Below are 19,874 nucleotides of genomic sequence, written 5' to 3' on the forward strand. Positions count from 1 at the left end.
ACTCACGCTCCCAACCGGCGAAACGTGCTGCGGTGGAACACGATCGGCGGCACGGCCGGATGGACTTTGATGTCGGCCACGCGCAATATGACGATCGTGTGGTCACCGGCCGGAACCAGCTGTTCGATTGCGCTTTCCACCCACACGCTGGTGCCTTCGATGAACACGGCACCGCTTTCAGTAGACACCGTCGACAGACCGGCGAACCGGTCGCCGGTCTTGGCGGCGAGCGTGCGCGCCGCCTCGTCATGCGATTCGCCGAGCACACTGATGCCCAGCCGGGGCAGGTCCCGCAGCTTGGGCCAGGTTTCGGAGGCGTTCTGCACGCAGAACGACACCAGCGGCGGATCGAGCGAGACGGGGACGAACGTGCTGGCCGCCAGCCCGATCAGGGCGCCGTCCACCTCGGCTGCGATGGCGATGACTCCGGAAGGGAAGTGACCGAACGCCTCACGCAGCGTTGATGGGCTCAGATCGGTGGCGCTCATATCGGTGTCCATACTCCCACGCGGCGTGCAGGGCCCGCCAACGCCGACTTCTGCACCAGGGTTGTGATCAGCTGGGTGCAAGCGACCCTGGTGCAGAAATCGCGGTGAGCAAAAGGGGCGGTAACCTCAACGCTCGATGTGGATAACGCTCCTGGCCATGGCCGTCGCGGTCAGCCTCGAGCCGTTTCGAATCGGCATGACCGTATTGATGGTGAACCGGCCTCGGCCACTGCTGCAGCTGACCGCGTTCCTCGCCGGAGGCTTCACGATGGGCATCGCGGTCGGCATGGTCGTGCTGTTCGTTCTGCGGCCCGCGATGGGGTCCGGCCATTTCACGCTGCCCCGGGTGCAGATCGTGGTGGGGGCGGTGCTGTTGCTCAATGCTGTCGTGGTGGCCAGCGGCCTGCTGGAGAAGATGCGCGGGCGCAGCCCGGCGGGCCGCGTCGAGCGGTACTCCGGAGCGGTCGCGACGCGCACCCGGCGGCTGCTGGACGGCCGCTCGCTGTGGACAGCCGGGGCAGTGGGCCTCGGCATCGCACTGCCGTCGGTCGACTATCTGGCCGTACTCGCCTTGATCGTCGCGTCGGGTGCGGCCGCGGCCACCCAGATCGGGGCCCTGGTGGTGTTCAACGTCGTGGCGTTCGCGCTGGTGGAGATCCCGCTGATCGCCTACCTGGTCGCGCCGGGCCGCACGCGCTCTGCGCTGGCGGTCGTACACGACTGGCTGCGCACGCGCCGCCGCCGCGCCGTCACCGTCCTGCTGACGGTGGTCGGGTTCGTGCTACTCGGCGCGGGCGTCGCCGGACTCTAGCCGCCGCCCTGGTTGTTGAGCACGTACTGGAAGCCGGCCAGCAGTTGCGACAGCGGATCGGCGCCGCCGCCGAACGCCGCCTGGGTGGCTGGAGCGGTGACGGCCGCGGGGTCGTAACCGTGCACCGGATCCACCGTGATCGGCGCGGTGGCGGGGTCGTCGTTGCGTGAATATCCCGCATCCACCATCGGCTTGAGCACGGCATCCAGCCGGTTCAGCGTGTTCTCGTCGACGCCGAGATACTTGAAGGGCAGCACCAGCGGGAGGTGCTGCTCGGGAATCAGGTACGTCGTCGTCTTCGCGCCCTTGGAGTTGACGGTGGTCCTGATGTTCTGCGGCGGCACCATGCTGGGGTTGGTGAACGCCACGGCGGTGTGGCCGGTGGCAAGGCCGACGACGGCGTTGGCCAGCGACATCCAGTTGTCCGGCCGGTCCGGCCAGTCGGCAATGCTGTCGTAGGCAGAGACGAACTGATAGGTGTCGTACTGGCTTTCCACCGGCGGTGGAATGCGGTAGTCGAGCGACGGAACGACGCTTCCCACCGGGAACATCTGCGTCAGGAAACTCTCGCCGAACGCATGTTTGGCGACCGGGTCGCCATACATCGCGAAGCTCAACTGATCCCGCGGCGGCGCGGTCGGATCGTTCGCGAGCCGCGCCTGCACCTCGTTGAGCACCATCGCACCCTCCGACAGGCCGATCACCGTGCCGGGACCGCCCTCGCGGATCGCCTGGATCGTGTTCGGCGCGCCTACGTCGACCGACTCGCCGACGCTGGGGCCGTCGATGCCCAATCCGGGAAAGCCGTCATCCAGCCGCCCGACGCCGGGGAAGAGCCGTTCCAGGGTGTGGCCCTGAACCTGACCCGCCGGATAGTCGACGATCTGACGATCCAGCCCCGGAAACCATTGGGCGCCGGTGCGTTTGATGTATTCGTCGTAGGGGATGCCAAGCACGTGCGCGCCGCCGAGTGCGTACCCTCGGCCGGGTGTGCCCAGCGGCGGCGGCGCACTGTTGTCCTGGTAGCCGTGCTCCGGCGTCCAGCCTGAATCGTCGGCGGTCGCGGTTCCGACACCGAAACACGCTGCAGCACCGACAGTTACGGCTGCGGTCATCGAGGCGAACAGTCTGCGCATAGGCACTCCTAGACGTCCAACCGATCGAATCGGTTCTGGCGGTACTGCTCGGCGCAGGCGGCGCGCCTGATCTTGCCGCTCGTCGTGGTGGGAATCGAGCCGGGTGCTACCAGCACAACATCGGACACGTTGAGGCCGTGGGTGTTGGATATCGCCGCGGTGACACCGGTTTTGACCGAGTCAAGCCAACCTGCGTCCGTTCGCATCTTCACCTCGATGACGGTGACCAACTCCTCGGTGCTGTCCACCGGAACCGATATCGCCGCCACCCGGCCGCGGGTGACCTCCTGGACCGTCGCCTCGATGTCTTCGGGATAGTGGTTGCGGCCGCGGATGATCAGCAGATCCTTGATACGGCCGACAATGAACAACTCGCCGGCGTGGATGAAGCCCAGGTCGCCGGTCCGCAGCCATGGCCGCTCGGGTGTGCCCGGAGACGGATCGAGAAGTTCTGCCCCGAAACGGCTCTGCTCCTCCGGGGGTTTGCGCCAGTAGCCGTCGGCGACGTTATCGCCGTGCACCCAGATCTCGCCGACTACATCGGCGGGGCACTCGCGGCGGGTTTCGCTGTCCACGATCCGCAGCGACGGCGATTGCGGCACAGAGTATTTCACCAGGGCCGTGTCTTTGCCCGGTTGGCACGGCTTGGCCCGGCCCTCGCCCAGCTCGGCGGTGTCGAAGTGAACCGCGGGCGACATTTCCGACCATGTGCTCGACGTCACGAAGACGGTCGCCTCGGCCAGGCCGTAGGACGGGCGCATCATGTCGTCGCGGAAGTTGAAGTGCGCGAACCGGTCGACGAAGCGTCGCAGCGTGGCGGGTTCGACGCGTTCGGCGCCGCTGATGATGCCGAGCACCCCGCCGAGGTCGAGTCCGTCCAGGTCGTCGTCGGTGGTCTTGCGCGCGGCAAGGTCGAATGCGAAGTTCGGCGCCGACGACCATGCGTGCGGGTTCTCGGCCAGCGCGCGCATCCACCGGGCGGGCCGTTCCAGGAATGCGACGGGACTCATCAACTCGGCACGCCGACCGCACAGGATCGGTGCGCAGACCCCCAGCACCAGACCCATGTCGTGATAGAACGGCAGCCACGACACCACCGTGGCGTCCGTCGGCAGCGGCGAGCCCGCGAAGAAGCTGCGCATCAACTGCTCGAAATTCACCGTGAGATTGCGGTGCGACAGCATGACTCCGGTCGGCGTCCGTGTCGAGCCCGAGCTGTACTGCAGATAGCCGATGGCCGGCAGTTCGACCGGCGCGACGCTCGGCGCGTGTGAGGTGTCCAGATCCAGCGAGTCACCCAGCAAGTCGATGTCGACGAGCTTGGGCACCGCGCCCAGATCGGACTGGTCCAGATATCCGCCGACGTCTTCGGCGGCCTCCGAGGTGGTGAGCACAACCGAGGGCGCGGTGTCGGCGAAGACCGCGTCCACCCGGTCGTAGCTCGATCCGCGGTGCGGCAGCGGAAGCGGCACCGCGACGAACCCGGCCTGCATGGACGCCAGGAAGGCCAGGATGTACTGCAGGCCCTGCGGTGCCAGTATCACCGCACGGTCGCCGACCGACCCGTGCAAGCCGATCTCGCGCGCCAGGTTGGTCGTTCGCCGGGCCAGCTGTGACCACGTGAGCGTTTCGGCCACGCCCGCCGGATCCTTGCCGTAGTCGGTGAACGTGAAAGCCACGTCGTCGGGGCGCAGGCTGGCGCGCCCGTGCAGCATCGACAGAATCGACGACTGCTCGCCCTCGGTGCGAATGTTGTTCACCGGCATCACCGCTCTGCGCCGCCGGTCGTGCGACCGACGCGGGACGGCCACCAGTTGGCCCGCCCGATCAGCGCCGCGATGGCGGGCACCGTGATGGTGCGCACCACGAAGGTGTCCAACAAGATTCCCACCCCGATCACGAAACCACCTTGCACCACAATGCCGATGCTGGAGAACAACAGACCGCCCACCGACGCCGCGAAGATCAGGCCGGCGGCGGTGATCACACCGCCCGTCGAGCTCAACGTGCGGATGACACCCAACCGCAGGCCCTGCGGCGCTTCGTCGCGCATCCGCGACACGAACAGCATGTTGTAGTCGGCGCCGACCGCGACCAACACCACGAACGCCAACGGCGGCACGCTCCAATGCAGTTGCTGGCCGAGCAGATATTGGAACGTCAAGACACCGATGCCGAGCGCGGCGAAGTATGACAAGACCACCGACCCGATCAGATAGAGCGGCGCGATCAGCGAACGCAGCAGCGCCATCAGGATCAGCAGCACGACGACCAGGGTGACGATGATGATGAACCCGATGTCGTGTTCGTAGTAGTCGCGGGTGTCGCGCAGCGCGGCGGGAAATCCGCCCATCGTGATCGTGGCGTCGGCCAATTGTGTGTTCGGCTGGGCGCTGCGGGCGGCGTTCAGGATGTCGTTGACCTGGTCCATCGCCTCGGGGCTGAACGGGTTGCGGGTGGTCTGCACCAGGTACCGCGCCGAATGGCCGTCCGGCGAGATGAAGATCTTGGCGGCCTTCTTGAAATCGTCGAGTTGCAGGATCTGGCTCGGAATGTTGAACCCCGCCATCGACGGGTTCGCCGCGTCGTGGCGCATCGCCAACAGGAACGCGGCGGCCTCATCCAGGCCTGCGCCCATCAACTTGATCTGGCCGACGAGTTGGTCCACGCCGCCCGCGACCTGCTTGCTGCCGTCGGCCAAGCGGTTGGCGTTCTGCTTGACCTGGCTCAGGCCCGCCTCGAGGCCGCCCGGCCGGTCCAGTCCCATGGACCGCACCGCGGCACTGAAGTTGTTGAGCGCGTCGTTGAGTTGCTTGATCGTCGAATTGAGGCTCTGCCGGTCCCCGAACCCCTCCAGCCGGCTGGCCAGGGTGTTGATCTCGTTCAGGCGTCCGTCGTTGCGCGCGTCGGCCAGTTTCTGGAACTGGGCGCGGGTTTGGCTGCATGAGGGATTGGCGTCGCAGACGGCGTTGCCGTTGAGCGCTGCCAGCACCGGGCCCACCCACGCGAACATGTCCTTCACGGCGGCGAAGTTCACGCCCATCGAGTTGCCGAGCTGATTGATGCTCTGCACCAGCTGGGCGGCGGTCTCGACATCGCGGACCAGCCTGTCGCCACCCATCTCGCTGCGCATCGACGAGAACGTGTCGATGAGACGCTGCAGGCTCGGCGCGATGCGGTTGATCTGGGCGCGCACGTCGCTCAGGCTGTCGGCCAACGTGCCCGCCCCGTTGGCGAGCCGATTGAGGTCGTCGGAGTTCTCGTTGATCACCGCCGACCCCTGGGCCATTCGGTCGCCGACGATGCCCGCCTGGAAGGTGGCGCGGAACTCCTGCGGCACCACCCCTGTGGGTCGGGTGATGCCGCTGACCAGCCCGATGTCGGGCAGCTGGCTGACCCGCTGCGCCATCTGCTCGAGGTCGGCGAGGGCCTGTGGGGTGCGCAGATCGCGGGGCGACTGCACGAGGATGTATTCGGGGACGGCTTGGCTGATCGGGAAGTGCTTCTCCAGCGCGGCGTAGCCGATCGAGCTCGGCGCCGACGGTCCGAGCGCCTTGCGATCGTCGTAGTTGAAGTGCACCAGGCTGGCGCAACCGGCGAGCAGCGCCAGCACGAGCACGCTGGCGACGAGGTGCACCTTCGGCCGGCGCACGATGCGCGCACCGGAACGCCGCCAGAACCGCGCGGTCAGTTCGCGCCGCGGTTTGATGCAGCCACGCGGCCCGGCCAACACGAGAATCGCAGGAAGAAGTGTGACCGCGGCAAGATAGGCCACCGCGACCCCGATCGCGCACGCCACACCGACGGTGGAGAACACGCCCATCCGGGCGAAGCTGATCCCGACGAACGTGACCGCCACAGTCGCGGCGGATGCGGTGATCACCTTGCCGATCGAGATCAACGCCCGCCGCACCGCGTCGTCGAGGCTGGCGCCTTGCCGCAGATAGTCGTGATAGCGGCTGATGAGGAACACGGCGTAATCCGTGCCTGCCCCGGCGATCATCGCGGACAGGAATACGACGGATTGGTTGGACACACCCAGCCCGAAAATGTCGGAGACGCCTGCCACCACGGCCTGCGCGGTCACCAGCGACGTTCCGATCGCCGCCAACGGCAGCAGCATGGTGATGGGATTGCGATAGACCACCAGCAGAACGAGCAGCACGAGCACCGCGATGGCGATCTCGATCGGCATGCGGTCGTTCTCACCCGCGACGGTGAGGTCGGCGACTGTTGCCGCCGGTCCGGTGATGTAGGTCTTGAGTGGTCCGTCGACCGCCGACGAGTGGTTGATGATGTCGGAGACGCGGTTGAACGACTCGTAGGCACGCGGCGTGCCCAGTTCCCCCTCCAGGCCGACCGGCAACACCCACGTCGTCTTGTCTTCACTCGTCAGAAAGGGACGCAACTGCGGTGTGGTGAAGAAGTCCTGCACCATCACCACATCGGTCGCGTCGTCGCGCAGTGCGTCCACCACCTTGCGGTAGGTGGCTTCGTCCTGCGGCTTGAGGCCGTCTTCGTTGATGAACGTGACGACGAGAAGGTTGTCCGAGCCGGCCTCGTGGAAGGCGTCGGTCATGTGCCGGGCCGCCACGCTGGAGGGCGCGTCGGCGGGCAGGATGGACAGCGGATTGCGCTGGGCCATCTCGTTCAGGCTGGGAAACGTCAGCGGCAGCGCGACCGCGATCGCGACCCAGACTCCGATCACCGCCCAGGGCCACCGCACCACAAGATCGGCTAGCCGCCGCATATCGTCCTCACCCTCGCGTGCATGTCCGTGTCGCTATGCGACGCGTCTCCAGTCGCCGCTGTCTGCGACCCGCGCAGCAACCGACTTCACCGCCTCCATGTATCGGGTGACCGACTTGCGGGCGACCGGATTGTCGGGATGCAGGATCGCCATGACGGTGCCCTCCCCGTACCGGAATACGTAAATGGTCAATTGGTACGAGTAGCGGCCGTCGGGATAGATGCCGATGTTGTTCGCAAGGCCCAGATCGGCCGCCGCAAGGATTGCGTTCAGTGGCGCTGCGCCGCCGTGCAGGAAATTCGACACCGGGAAGTTCGGTCGTGGCCAGTTCAACCACGGCGCCAACTCCAAAACGCGGTAGTAGGGCACCCTCGCCATGTCCAAACCGGAATCAAACGATGCCTGCGCAGACCATGCGGCTTCCCCGAAAGAAGATGCCCCGATCGGGACGGTGATCGGAATCAATCCGGTGAACCATCCCTGCGTCATGAAATTGTCCGTTGCGGTGCGCGAATCCCTCGGCGTCAGGCCGTAATACGTCAGCGCGCCAGTTAACTCGTGCTCGACCTGCGCAAGGCAGGCGAACAAGCCGCCGACGAAACGGGCACCCGCAGCGGCGCACGCCGATTCGAAGCGCCCGGTCTGCGCGGCATCCATCAGCGCTTCCGAGGTCATGTCGCTGCCGGTGGATTTCAGCGGATTGCCCAAAGGAAGGGGGAATTCCGGAAACCCGTCGGAATTCTCTGCGGCGAAGTCGAGCCACGCCCGTACCCCGGGTGAATCCAGAGTCAACTCGGAGGTGTAGGAGGCTTCACGGACACAGAAGTCGTCGAAGCTGCCCGCATCGGGGAGTTCGAGCGCCTGACCGCCTCCGCTCAACGCCGAATACATGCCGTTGGCTTCCAGCATCGTCGTGCCGATCAGCGTCGCGTCGCCGTGCACGTGATCCATCGCGGCGAAAAACGTGAAATGGTGCTCGTTCTGGACTATTCCGAACGTGAAACAACCCCACTTGAGCGGACTGGGTATCGCCACCGCGTGGGCGCGTATCTCGTCGGCGGTCATGACGCCGTGATTCACCGGCGCGAACTCGATATCGGCGGGATCGGTGATGGCGTGCCGGATGAAATCGCCGTCGTCGGTCGGTTCGAACCAACTACGGAAAGTGTCGTGTCGCCGCAGGTAAGCGTTCACGGCGTGATCCATCGCGGCTATGTCACACTGTCCGGCCACCTCGCAACTCGCGATGATCTGCCGAGAAAAGTTCAGTCCCGCAGAGTTGCGATCACAGAAATTGCGAAGGTGTTGACGCTGCATATAACTGATCGGCACCGAACTGACCGGCGCCCGTCCCGCCTTCTCGGCGGAGGGCGCCGTCGGATGCCAGGAAGTGACCGAGCCAGGTTTTACCGCCCAATTGTCAAGTGCGCCAACGGTTATCTTGCCAATGCGCAATACCTCGCCCTCCCCTTCGGCCAGCTGTCGGTGCCAGCACCAAATGCGGCAAGGCTCAACTTACGCTGTCCCCCGAGCGCCGGCACCACCCCGTGAGCGGGACCCCGCGGCACAGGTGCACATGCCATAGTGTGCGTCGGGGTCGCTCATCAACGCTATAGGTATCGCAGCGCAGCGCAGGTAATTTTGACGCCGATGCAGGGAGGGACAATGGCATGGGATCCGACACACACCTGATCGAGCCCACGCCTCGGTTCGCGATCGTCGGCTATGCAGCGCGTTTTCCGGGCGCACCGGATGCCGACGAGTTCTGGAATGTGCTTCGCGACGGACGCGACGCAGTTTCGGAGGTGCCCGAGGACCGTTGGGATGCCGACGAATTCTTCGATCCGGAGCCAGGCGCACCGGGCAAAGTCGTGACGCGGCGCGCAGGTTTCGTCGATGACGTGACCGGCTTCGACGCGCCGTTCTTCGGCATGTCCACACGCGAAGCCAGATTGATGGATCCCCAGCATCGGCTGTTGCTGGAGACGGCGTGGCGTGCGGTCGAGCATTCGGGCACAGCTCCAACCGCGCTGGCCAACAGCAACACCGGCGTGTTCGTCGGGCTGGCCACACATGACTACCTCGGAATGGCATCCGACGAACTGACCTATCCCGAGATCGAGGCCTACATGGCGATCGGGACGAGCAACGCCGCGGCCGCAGGGCGGATCAGCTATCGGTTGGGGCTGCAAGGTCCCGCCGTCGCCGTCGACACGGCGTGCAGTTCGTCGCTGGTGGCGATCCATCAGGCCTGTCAGGCGCTGCGGCTTGGCGAATGCGATCTCGCGTTGGCTGGTGGAGCGAACGTCCTGCTCACTCCGGCGACGATGATCACGTTCTCCAGCGCGCACATGCTCGCGCCGGACGGCAAGTGCAAGACGTTCGATGCGGCCGCCGATGGCTACGTACGCGGCGAGGGTTGCGGCGTGATCGTCATCAAGCGGTTGGAGGACGCCCTTGGCGACGGCGACCACATTCGCGCGGTCATCCGCGGCAGCGCCATCAACCAGGACGGCGCATCCGGTGGTTTGACGGTGCCGAATGGCGTTGCCCAGCAACGGGTTATCGCTGAGGCGCTGCAACGCGCCGGAGTGGCGCCCGCCGACGTCAATTACCTGGAAGCGCACGGTACGGGCACTTCACTGGGCGACCCGATCGAGGTTCAAGCGGCAGGCGCGGTGTTCGGCGCCGGGCGCGCACACGATCAACCGTTGCTGATGGGCTCGGTGAAGACCAACATCGGCCACCTGGAGGCGGCCGCAGGTGTCGCGGGCGTCATGAAGGTCATCCTGTCGCTCGAGCACGAGCTGCTGCCGCGGCACCTGCACTTCCAGAACCCCTCGCCGCACATCCCGTGGGACCGCCTTCGGGTGCAGGTGGTGAGCGATCCCACCGCGTGGGAGCGCAACGGCAGGGCGCGCATCGCGGGGATCAGCTCCTTCGGCTTCGCCGGAACCAACGCGCATGTCGTCCTCGAAGAGGCCCCTGCTGCGCAGGAACCCGCGGTCGCTCCGCCGGCGCCGCCCGAGCGGCCCGCTCGCCGCCGGTTCAACATCCTGCCGTTGTCTGCCCGCACGCCCGCCGCCCTGGTGCGGCTCGCCGCCGACTACCGCAACTGGTTGAACGACCGCCAGGAGGCCGGCCTCGCGGATGTGTGCTTCACCGCCGGGACGGGGCGCGCGCACCTGGAGCACAGGGCGGCACTGGTGGTCGATTCACGGGAGTCGGCTGTCGAACTGCTCGGCGCGCTCGCCGATGACCGGCCGGCGCCCGGCCTGGTGCGCGGCGATTCGCATGACGCCCCGAAGACCGCGTGGCTGTTCACCGGCCAGGGCAGCCAGTACCCGGGCATGGCGCGCGAGCTGTTCGACACCGAGCCGGTGTTCGCCGATACGGTGAAGGAATGCGCGGCAGCGGTTGCCGACGTTCTCGAAAAGCCGTTGCTCGACGTCATTTTCGATGTCGACGGCCCCGATGCCGAGGAAACGCTGCGGCAGACGTCGTACGCGCAGCCCGCCTTGTTCGCGGTGGAGATGGGGCTGGCGCGGCTGTGGCAGTCGTGGGGCTTCGAGCCCGACGTGGTGCTGGGACACAGCGTCGGCCAGTACACGGCCGCATGCGTCGCGGGGGTCGTCAGCCTTGCCGACGGCGCGCGGCTGATGGCCGAGCGCGGTCGCCTGTTCGGCAGCCTGCCCACGGGCGGTCGGATGGCCGCGGTGTTCGCCGCCGCCGAACAGGTCGACGCGCTCACCGACCAGTTCCCGACGCTGTCGGTCGCCGCCTACAACGGCGCCAACACCGTGCTGTCGGGGCCCGGCGCCGACCTGGAAGACGCGGTCGCGCAATTGGTCGCCGACGGTGTCCGGTGTGATTGGCTGGACACCAGCCACGCGTTCCACTCCGCGCTGCTCGATCCCATCCTCGACGACTTCGAGGCCGCCGCCGACCAGATCAAATACGCTGCCCCGCAGCGCATTCTGATAGACAACCGCACCGGTGAGGCCCTCGGCAGGAGCGTCAAACTCGACGGTGCCTATTGGCGTCGGCACGCACGCCAGCCGGTGCAGTTCGCCAAGAGTGTGCGCACACTCGCCGACCTCAACTGCAAAGTGCTGGTCGAGATCGGCCCGCAACCGGTGCTGACCGCCGCCGCGCTGCGGGCGTGGCCCGATCCGGCCACTACACCCAGGGCGATCGCGTCCCTGCGGCGAAACACCGCCGACCACCGCCAGATCACTGAGGCGCTCGCCGAGGCGTACGTGCTCGGCCACACGCCCGACTTCGGCGCCTTCGGGCAGCGACAGGGGCGCAGGCTCGACCTGCCCACTTATCCGTTCGAACATCGCCAGTACTGGTACCGCGACAATCGGCAGCGTCCCGAGCAACGTGGTGCCGCGAACGGTGCGCGCACCGAGGCCATCCGTCTTCTCGAGGACGGCCGCATCGACGAACTCGCGGCGCTGCTCGACGGCGGCGACGACGGCCGGACCGTCGATGTGCTGACCAGGCTTGCCGCACAACATAATCGGCAGCGCGGCAGCCAGTCGATCGCCGACGACCGCTACGAGTTCGTCTGGCAGCAGTCGTCCGCTGGGACCGTCGACGCGCGAACCGACCTGACCTGGATCCTCGTCTCCGACGACCAGCAGGCGATCGCGGGCCTGGTCGACGTGCTGACGGCGCGCGGTCAGCGGCATCAGGTCGTCGGGGTGCCGAGGTCGGACGCGCAGCAGGAGGAACTCACCGCCGCGCTGCGGACCGCGGTGGCTGACGGCGCGGATCTTCGCATCGTGAATGCGGCTGCCCTCGACGCGGATTCGGCCTCGATGCGGTCGCTGCTGCGGATGCAGCACCAGGTCCTCGGTGGAACGCGGCGGCTGTTCCGCGCCGCGGCGGCCGCCGAATCACGGAGCCCGATCTGGTTGCTGACCCGAGGCGCGCAACGTGTCACCGACGCCGACACCGTCGCGCCGGAGCAGAGTTGCCTGTGGGGTTTCGGTCGCGCTGCGGCGCTTGAGCTTCCGCAGGTGTGGGGCGGGTTGGCCGATCTGGCCGAGGGCAGCGGCGCCGAGTGGTCGGGGCTCATCGACCGGATCGCTGGGCAGGCGGACTCGGCCGCGCGGGAAGACCAGATCGCGATGCGCGGTCAGGCGGTGTACGTGCCCCGGCTGGTGCGGCGGACCGCTCCGCCGAGCGGCGCTCCGCTGCAGATCCGCGACGACGCAACGTATTTGGTGACCGGCGGGCTCGGATCGGTCGGCCTTGAGGTCGCAGGGCGCCTGGCTGCGCAGGGCGCCAAGCATCTGGTGCTGACCAGCAGGCGCGCGCCGAGCGACGCCGTGCAGCAGCGCATCGATGCCCTCGGCGAGAAGTTCGGCTGCGATGTCGTGGTGGTCGCCGCCGACGTCGCCGACGCGCACGACGTCGAGCGGCTGCTGGCCCTGGTGAGGGCCGACCTGCCGCCGCTGGCGGGCATCGTGCATGCCGCGGGCGAGGTCGGGACCACCCCGCTGAGCAACCTCGAGGACGACGAAGTGGACCGTGTCTTCGCCGGGAAGGTTTGGGGTGCTTGGCATTTGAGCGTCGCAGCCGAGCTAAAACTGGACTTCTTCATCAGCACTTCGTCGATCGCCTCCGTGTGGGGTGGGTTCGGGCAGACGGCGTACGGCGCAGCCAACGCCTTCCTCGACGGGCTGGCATGGCACCTGCGCGAACGTGGCGTCCCGGGGACCAGCGTCAACTTCGGCCCCTGGTCGGCGGGTATGGCCGACGCGGAATCCCGAGCGCGGCTGGCGCAGCGCGGCGTCGCGACACTGTCACCCAACGACGCGCTGGCGGGAATGGCCGACGTGGTGACGGCTTCGTCCGCGCAGGGAGCGGTGGCCCGGATCGACTGGTCCCGCTTCCTTCCGCTCTACCAGCAGACCGGACGGCGGGCATTTTTGGCGGAGTTGGAACGCGAGGTGTCACCGACGGCCGCGGCCGTGGTCACGCCGTCCGGAAAGACCGAGTTGGTGGAGCGCCTCACGCACGCCCCGGTGCAGCAGCGCAAGAAGCTGCTGACCGACTATCTGCGTGCCGCGGTCGCAGAGGTCACCCGTGTCGACGCCAGCGAGATCCGAGAGGACGCAGGGTTTTTCGACCTCGGCATGGATTCGCTGATGGCCGTCGAACTGCGGCGCCGCATCGAGCAGGGCGTGGGCAGCGAGATTCCCATCACCCTTGTGATGGACTACCCACGCCTGTCCGACGTGGCCGACTACCTGCTCGGCGATGTGCTCGGGCTGCTCGAACCGGCCAAGGCGGCGACCGCACCGGTGTCGACGACCGCGACACCTGCGAACGAACCGATCGCGATCGTCGCGGTGTCGTGCCGCTTCCCCGGCGCGCCCAACCCGGAAGCCTTCTGGGAGTTGCTCTCCGGCGGCGTCGACGCCATCCGCGAGGTGCCGGAGGACCGCTTCGACATCGACGAGTTCTACGACCCCGATCCGGAGACGGCAGGCAAGACCTACACCCGGTTCGGCGGCTTCCTGGACGGAATCGACGGCTTCGATCCGGAGTTCTTCGGCATCTCGCCGCGTGAGGCCGTCTGGATCGAGCCGCAGCAGCGGTTGATGCTTGAGACGGTCTGGGAGGGCCTCGAGAGGGCCGGATACGCGCCATCGACCCTGCGCGGCAGTCGAACCGGCATCTTCGCCGGGGTGGCCGCCAACGAGTACGCACACCTGCTGTCGTCGGAGTCGGTCGACAAGATCGAGCCCTACTTCATCACCGGCAACGCGCTCAACGCCATCTCAGGCCGGGTGGCATTCGCGCTCGGTTTCGAGGGGCCGGCGGTGGCGGTGGACACCGCGTGCAGTTCGGCGTTGGTGGCCGTGCACCAGGCGTGCCAGGCGCTGCGCTCCGACGACTGCGACATGGCGCTGGCAGGCGGTGTGAATGTGCTGCTGAGTCCGGTGACGGTGATCGCGGCGTCACGCGCCAGGATGCTGTCCCCCGTCGGCCGCTGCAAGACATTCGACGCCTCCGCCGACGGCTATGTGCGCAGTGAGGGCTGCGGCATGCTGGTGCTCAAGCGGATGAGCGACGCAGTGCGCGACGGCGATCGGGTGTGCGCGGTGATCTCGGGCAGCGCCGTCAACCAGGACGGCGCCTCCAGTGGCCTGACCGTCCCTAACGGTGGTGCGCAACAACGGCTTATCCGCACCGCGCTTGCGCGCGCCGGCTTGTCGGGCGGCGACGTCGACTACCTGGAGGCACACGGCACCGGCACCCCGCTGGGCGATCCAATCGAGGTGCAGGCCGCGGCGGCCGCGTTCGGCACGTCGCGCGACCCTGATCGGCCGTTGCTGATGGGCTCGGTCAAGACCAACATCGGTCACCTCGAATCCGCCTCGGGCGCAGCGGGGCTGATCAAGGTGGTGTTGTCGATGCAGCGCGAGGTGCTGCCGCCGAGCCTGCACTTCGAGAACCCGTCGCCGCACATCCCGTGGGACGCGCTGCCGGTGCGGGTCGTCAACGAGGCCAAGCCCTGGCAGTCCAACGGCAGGCCGCGCCGGGCAGGCGTGAGTTCGTTCGGCTTCACCGGCACGAACGCCCACGTGTTGCTGGAGGAGGCCCCGGCGTCGGCCACCGCGGACGAATACTCGCCGGAAGACGCAGGCGCCGAGCCGAATGTCGCCGGCGGTGAGCCGGATGGCAAGGAGCCGCTAGCCGTGCTGCCGCTGTCGGCGCGTACCCCTGAGGCGCTGGTCGCGCTGGCGCAACGGTACGCGGACTGGCTCGACGCCAATCCGAAAGTCGACATCGCCGACGTGTGCTACACGGCGGGCGTCGGTCGTTCCCATTTCGAGCACCGTGGCGCCCTGGTCGTCGACTCTGTGCAGGGCGCACGGGAACTGCTGACCGAGTTGGCCGAGAACCGGCTCCGTCCAGGGGTCGCGCGGGGCGAGTGCACCGAAGCGCCGACGACCGCGTGGCTGTTCACCGGCCAGGGCAGTCAGTATCCCGGGATGGCGCGCGAATTGTTCGACAGCGAACCGGTTTTCGCTGAGACGGTAAAGCGGTGCGCCGATGCGGTCGACGGTATTCTCGCCCGCCCGCTGCTCGAGGTGATGTTCGCCGTCGACCGGGAGGCCGGCGAGGCGTTGCGGCACACCTCCTTTGCGCAACCCGCGCTCTTCGCCGTCGAGATGGGGTTGGCCCGGCTGTGGCAGTCGTGGGGCATCGAACCCGACGTGGTGCTCGGGCACAGCGTCGGCCAGTACGCCGCGGCCTGCGTGGCCGGGGTGTTCAGCCTCGAGGACGGGGCCCGACTGATCGCCGAACGCGGCAGGCTGTTCGGCAGTCTGCCCGAAGGCGGGCAGATGGCCGCGGTGTTCACCGACGCCAAGCAGGTCGAGGAGGTGGCAAGCGAATACCCGCGGGTGTCGGTGGCCGCCTACAACGGGCCCAACACCGTGGTGTCGGGTCCGGGCCTGGACGTGGCTCAGATCGTCGAGAGGTTCAGCGACGACGGTATCCGTTGCACGCCACTGGAAACCAGCCATGCATTCCACTCCGAACTGCTGGATCCGGTGCTCGACGAATTCGAGTCGTTCGCGGCGCAGCTGCAGTTCGCGCCGCCGACGCTGCCGCTGGTGTGTAACCGCACCGGCGCGGTGCTGACCACGCAGGCCCCGATCGATGCCACGTACTGGCGGCGACATTCCCGCCAGCCGGTGCAGTTCGCCGAGAGCGTGCGCACGGTGGCGGCGCTGGGCTGCACCGTGCTGATGGAGATCGGCCCGCAGCCGGTGCTGACCGGGGCCGCCGTGCAGGTGTGGCCGGAGCACCTGGCCGCGCCGCGCGCGATCGTGTCGCTGCGCAAGGGCGTAGACGATCGACGGCAGATCGCCGACGCGCTGGCCGCCGCCTATGTCAGCGGTCATCGGCCCGACTGGGCCGGGCTGCACCGGCGTCCGCGCCGCAGGCTCGAGCTGCCGACCTATCCGTTCCAGCGCCGCCGCTTCTGGCCGAAGACGTCCAGCATCGCGCTGGACGGCCCTGCGGTGTCCGGGATTCTCGGCAACGCCAAGGATCTCGCCTCCGGCGACTCTGTGTACACCAGCAGGCTGTCGGTCAGATCGCAGCCGTGGCTGGCCGACCACGTCATCTACGGCACGGTCGTCGTTCCCGGCGCCACCTATGCGGCGATGGCGCTGGCCGCTGTCGGCACGCCCGCGCACGTCAAGGATGTGTTCTTCTACGAGCCGATCATCCTGCCGGAGAAGAGTTCTCGCGAGGTGCAGCTGACCCTGCATCCGTCCGACACCGGCGATGAGTGGCGCTTCCAGGTGCACAGCCGCCCGTACGGCGATCGTGAGTCCGACTGGTCGCTGAATGCCGACGGAACCGTGGTGAAGGGCACCGACGGGACCGTCGTGAAGGGCACTGCCGATCCGGCTTCGGCGGGGGACGACCCGGTCGATGCGGCGATCGAGCGGATGGAGCGCCTGCGTCCGCAGGAGCTGTTCGACACCTTCGCCGACATGGAACTGGCGTGGGGGCCGAACTGGTCGGGTTCGCTGAAGTCGTTGTGGCTGGGCGACGGTCAGGCGATCGGGGACATCACCGTCGGCGACGAACTCGCCGAGAACCTCGGTGCCGAGCCCATGCACCCGGTCCTGATGGATCTGTGTACCGGCGTGGCGTTCCCCGCTTTCCCCGCGCTGCTGGCCGCCGAGCAGGGCGTCAACGACCTGTTCCTGCCGTTGCGGTACGGGCGGGTGACGCTGCGCGAGAAGATGCCGCGGCGGTTCTACTGCCGTGCGCGCTGGCACCAGAGCGCGCTGGACAGCGAGACGCAGGTCTTCGACCTCGATTTCATCGATCGCAGCGGCAGGCCGCTGGGCGGAATCCGCGAGTTCACGGTCAAGCGTGCGCCGCGAGAGGCGTTGTTGCGCGGGCTCGGCGGGGACGCCACCCGGCTGCTGTACACGGTCGGCTGGCACGAGGTGCCGCCGCCTGCTGACAGCGATGACGTCGAAACCGTCAGCGGCACCTGGCTGATCGCCGGGTACGACTCCTTGGCTGCCGCGGTGACCGGCTGCATTCCGTTCGATCCATCCGCGGATCCGCAGCCGCTCGGCGACGTGCTGACCCAGGCACACGACCGTGGCCTGCCGTTCGCCGGTGTGGTGTGGCGCAGTGCCGCGCCGTCGGCCGACGAGTCCACTGCTGACGTGGGCGAGCGGCTGGAAGCCGAGATCGCCCACCTGCTCAGCGCCGTGCACGCCGTGCAGGGCGGTCAGCTGAAGCTGCCCGGCGGCTTGTGGATCGTCACGGAGCGGGCCGTGGCGTGCGAGTCCGGTGAGCCGGTCGATCCTGTGCAGTCGGCGCTGTGGGGCTTCGCGCGCACCGCGATCAACGAGGAGCCTGCGCTGCGTTGCAGACTCCTCGACTCCGACGGCTCCGACGATGTCGTGCGCACGCTGACCCGGCTGCTTGCCACACCGGTCGACGAGCCGGAATTGGCGCTGCGGCAAGGCAAGCTGTTGGCGTCGCGGTTGCTGCCGTGGTCGCGCAGCGGTCATCTGACGGTGCCGCGGTCGACCGACTACGTGCTGGCGCCGACCGAGCGCGGCGCGATCGACAACCTTCGCATCGTCGAGGCGGACGTCCCGCCGCCCGGCGAGGGCTACGTCCAGGTCCGCGTCGAGGCCGCTGGACTCAACTTCCGCGATGTGCTCAACGTGCTCGGCCTCTATCCGGGCGATCCGGGTCCGATCGGGGGAGACTTCGCAGGCGTCGTCACGCAGCTTGGTGACGGCGTCACCGGCCTCGAGGTGGGCCAGCGCGTCTACGGCTTCATGCAGGGTGCGTTCGCCAGCCGGTTCAATGTGCCCGCCCAGCTGGTGGCGTCCGTGCCCGATAGGTTGAATCCCGTTGCGGCGGCGACTATTCCCGCCGCGGCGTTGACGGCGCGCCTCGCGTTCGACTGGGCGCAGCTCAAGCCGGGTGACCGGGTGCTCATCCACGCCGCCAGCGGCGGTGTCGGGCTGGCCGCGATCCAGATGGCACAGCAGCACGGCGCCGTCGTCTTCGCCACAGCGAGCACCTATAAGCGCGCGACGCTGCGCAAGATGGGCGTGCAGTACGTCTATGACTCGCGCACAACGGATTTCGCCGACCAGATCCTTGCCGACACCGGCGGCGCCGGCGTCGACGTCGTGCTCAACAGCCTGACCAACGAGGGCTTCCTCGAGGCGACCGTGCGGGCCACTGCGCAGAACGGTCGATTCGCTGAGATCGCCAAGCGCGACATCTGGACCCACGAGCAGATGGCGGCGGTCCGCCCCGACATCGCCTACGAGATCGTCGCGCTGGACACGGTGGCCTTCGGCGAACCCGAACGCATCCGCGGCCTGCTGACCGAAGTGTCCGACGGCTTGGCCACCGGCGTGTGGACGCCGTTGCCCGCCGAGATCTACCCGCTGACCGAAGCGCGGGCGGCGTTCCGGCGCATGCAGCAGGCGCGGCACATCGGCAAGATCGTGCTGCAGATGCCGCAACCGCTGCAGCCCAAACCCGATCGCAGCTACCTGATCACCGGAGGGCTGGGCGCCATCGGCCTGCACACGGCGTCGCATCTCGCGCAACTGGGCGCCGGTGACATCGTGTTGACGAGCAGGCGTGAGCCCGATGCGGACACGCAACAGGTGATCGACGAGATCACCGACCAGTACCGCTGCCGCATTCACGTGTTCAGCGCCGACGTCGGCGACGAGTCCGCGGTGGCCGGGCTGCTGGAGCGGATTCACGCCGAGTTGCCGCGGCTGGCAGGAGTGGTCCATCTGGCCGGCGTGCTCGACGATGCGCTGCTGTCGCAGCAGAGCATGGAACGGTTCCGAACCACATTGCGGCCCAAGGCGTTCGGCGCCTGCCATTTGGACAGGTTGCTGGCCGACGCCGACCTGGACTTCTTTGTGCTCTCCTCGTCGGTGTCCAGTGTGTTCGGGTCGCCCGGACAGTCGAACTACGCGACCGCCAACGCGCTGCTCGACGGCCTGGTTGCCCGCCGACGCGCGCACGGGTTGCCCGCAACCGGCATCAACTTCGGCCCGTGGGCCGAGGGCGGCATGGCCTCGTCGGAGGCGGCCAAGGCGAATCTCAATGCGCAGGGCCTGATTCCGCTTCAGCCGTCGGCGGCACTGAGCGCACTGGCCGCGGTGGTCGCGAACGGCACCGGGCAGGCAACGGTGGTCAACGCCAACTGGCAACGCGCCGCGAAACTGTTGGGCGCGTCGCGGCCGCCGATCCTGGATCTCGTGTTGCCCAGTGCCGCAGGGGAAGCCACCGGCGACAGCGAGCTGCTGAAGCAGTTGATGGAGATCCCGGTGCCGCAGCGCGCGGGTTTCGTCACCGAGTTCCTGCAGCGCGAGGTACAGAACTTCCTGCGGCTCGCACAACCACCCGCCGCGTCCAGCCGGTTCCTGGACCTCGGCACCGACTCCTTGATGGCGATCGAACTGCGCAACCGACTGCACAGCCAGTTCGGCGGGAAGTTCACCATCAACGCGACCGCGGTGTTCGACTACCCGACCATCGGTGGCCTCGCCGAGTACCTGGTGAGCCAGCTGCCGGACGCCGAGCCGGAAGAGCCCCGAGCAGAGCCCCAACCCGAGGCCGAGACGACGAGCGGTTAG

At 67.7% G+C, this 19,874-nt stretch carries 7 protein-coding genes; 2 read left to right on the top strand and 5 right to left on the bottom strand.

From position 1 onward, the window contains the following. Window positions 1-2: 2 nt before the first annotated feature. On the bottom strand, window positions 3-488 hold the full coding sequence (locus tag CQY20_RS05380; RefSeq protein WP_097938816.1) for a flavin reductase family protein: 486 nt from the start codon (window positions 486-488) through the stop codon (window positions 3-5). A gap of 136 nt (window positions 489-624) precedes the next feature. Between CQY20_RS05380 and CQY20_RS05385 the strand changes: the two genes are divergently transcribed. Beyond that, window positions 625-1,299, top strand: a complete 675-nt coding sequence (locus tag CQY20_RS05385) for a GAP family protein (RefSeq protein WP_097938746.1) — start codon at window positions 625-627, stop codon at window positions 1,297-1,299. Here the strand turns inward: CQY20_RS05385 and pe are convergent. Genes pe through CQY20_RS05405 form a run of 4 tightly spaced genes read right to left on the bottom strand, consistent with a single transcriptional unit; the run spans window position 1,296 to window position 8,640 of the window. Further along, entirely contained in the window at window positions 1,296-2,435 is a 1,140-nt protein-coding gene (pe, locus tag CQY20_RS05390) for an acyltransferase PE (protein ID WP_097938748.1), read from the bottom strand. The two genes, CQY20_RS05385 and pe, sit on opposite strands and share 4 nt — an antisense overlap. Window positions 2,436-2,443: 8 nt before the next feature. Beyond that, window positions 2,444-4,150 carry an AMP-binding protein gene (locus CQY20_RS05395; protein WP_234816113.1) on the bottom strand — a complete coding sequence of 569 codons (1,707 nt, stop codon included), beginning with the start codon at window positions 4,148-4,150 and terminating at the stop codon, window positions 2,444-2,446. A 50-nt stretch (window positions 4,151-4,200) separates the two neighbouring features. Continuing rightward, window positions 4,201-7,185, bottom strand: coding sequence for an MMPL/RND family transporter (locus tag CQY20_RS05400; protein WP_097938750.1), 2,985 nt, complete (start codon window positions 7,183-7,185; stop codon window positions 4,201-4,203). Between the two features lie 33 nt (window positions 7,186-7,218). Beyond that, the gene (locus tag CQY20_RS05405; RefSeq protein ID WP_097938751.1) at window positions 7,219-8,640 is read right to left on the bottom strand and encodes a condensation domain-containing protein; all 1,422 of its coding nucleotides are present in this window, start codon (window positions 8,638-8,640) and stop codon (window positions 7,219-7,221) included. 215 nt (window positions 8,641-8,855) lie between these two features. Here CQY20_RS05405 and CQY20_RS05410 point away from each other — a divergent pair, with 215 nt between their 5' ends. Next, a complete protein-coding gene (locus CQY20_RS05410) occupies window positions 8,856-19,874 on the top strand; it encodes a type I polyketide synthase (RefSeq protein WP_097938753.1) in 11,019 nt (3,672 codons plus the stop codon).

Origin of the sequence: Mycolicibacterium agri (assembly GCF_002553505.1) — a bacterium.
Classification (GTDB): Bacteria; Actinomycetota; Actinomycetes; order Mycobacteriales; family Mycobacteriaceae; genus Mycobacterium; species Mycobacterium agri.

Excerpts from the sequence above, each read along its gene's own strand:
- CQY20_RS05380 (WP_097938816.1), bottom strand. The coding sequence starts at position 488 with ATGAGCGCCACCGATCTGAGCCCATCAACGCTGCGTGAGGCGTTCGGT.
- CQY20_RS05385 (WP_097938746.1), top strand. The coding sequence starts at position 625 with ATGTGGATAACGCTCCTGGCCATGGCCGTCGCGGTCAGCCTCGAGCCG.
- pe (WP_097938748.1), bottom strand. The coding sequence starts at position 2,435 with ATGCGCAGACTGTTCGCCTCGATGACCGCAGCCGTAACTGTCGGTGCT.
- CQY20_RS05410 (WP_097938753.1), top strand. The coding sequence starts at position 8,856 with ATGGGATCCGACACACACCTGATCGAGCCCACGCCTCGGTTCGCGATC.
- CQY20_RS05400 (WP_097938750.1), bottom strand. The coding sequence starts at position 7,185 with ATGCGGCGGCTAGCCGATCTTGTGGTGCGGTGGCCCTGGGCGGTGATC.
- CQY20_RS05395 (WP_234816113.1), bottom strand. The coding sequence starts at position 4,150 with ATGCTGCACGGGCGCGCCAGCCTGCGCCCCGACGACGTGGCTTTCACG.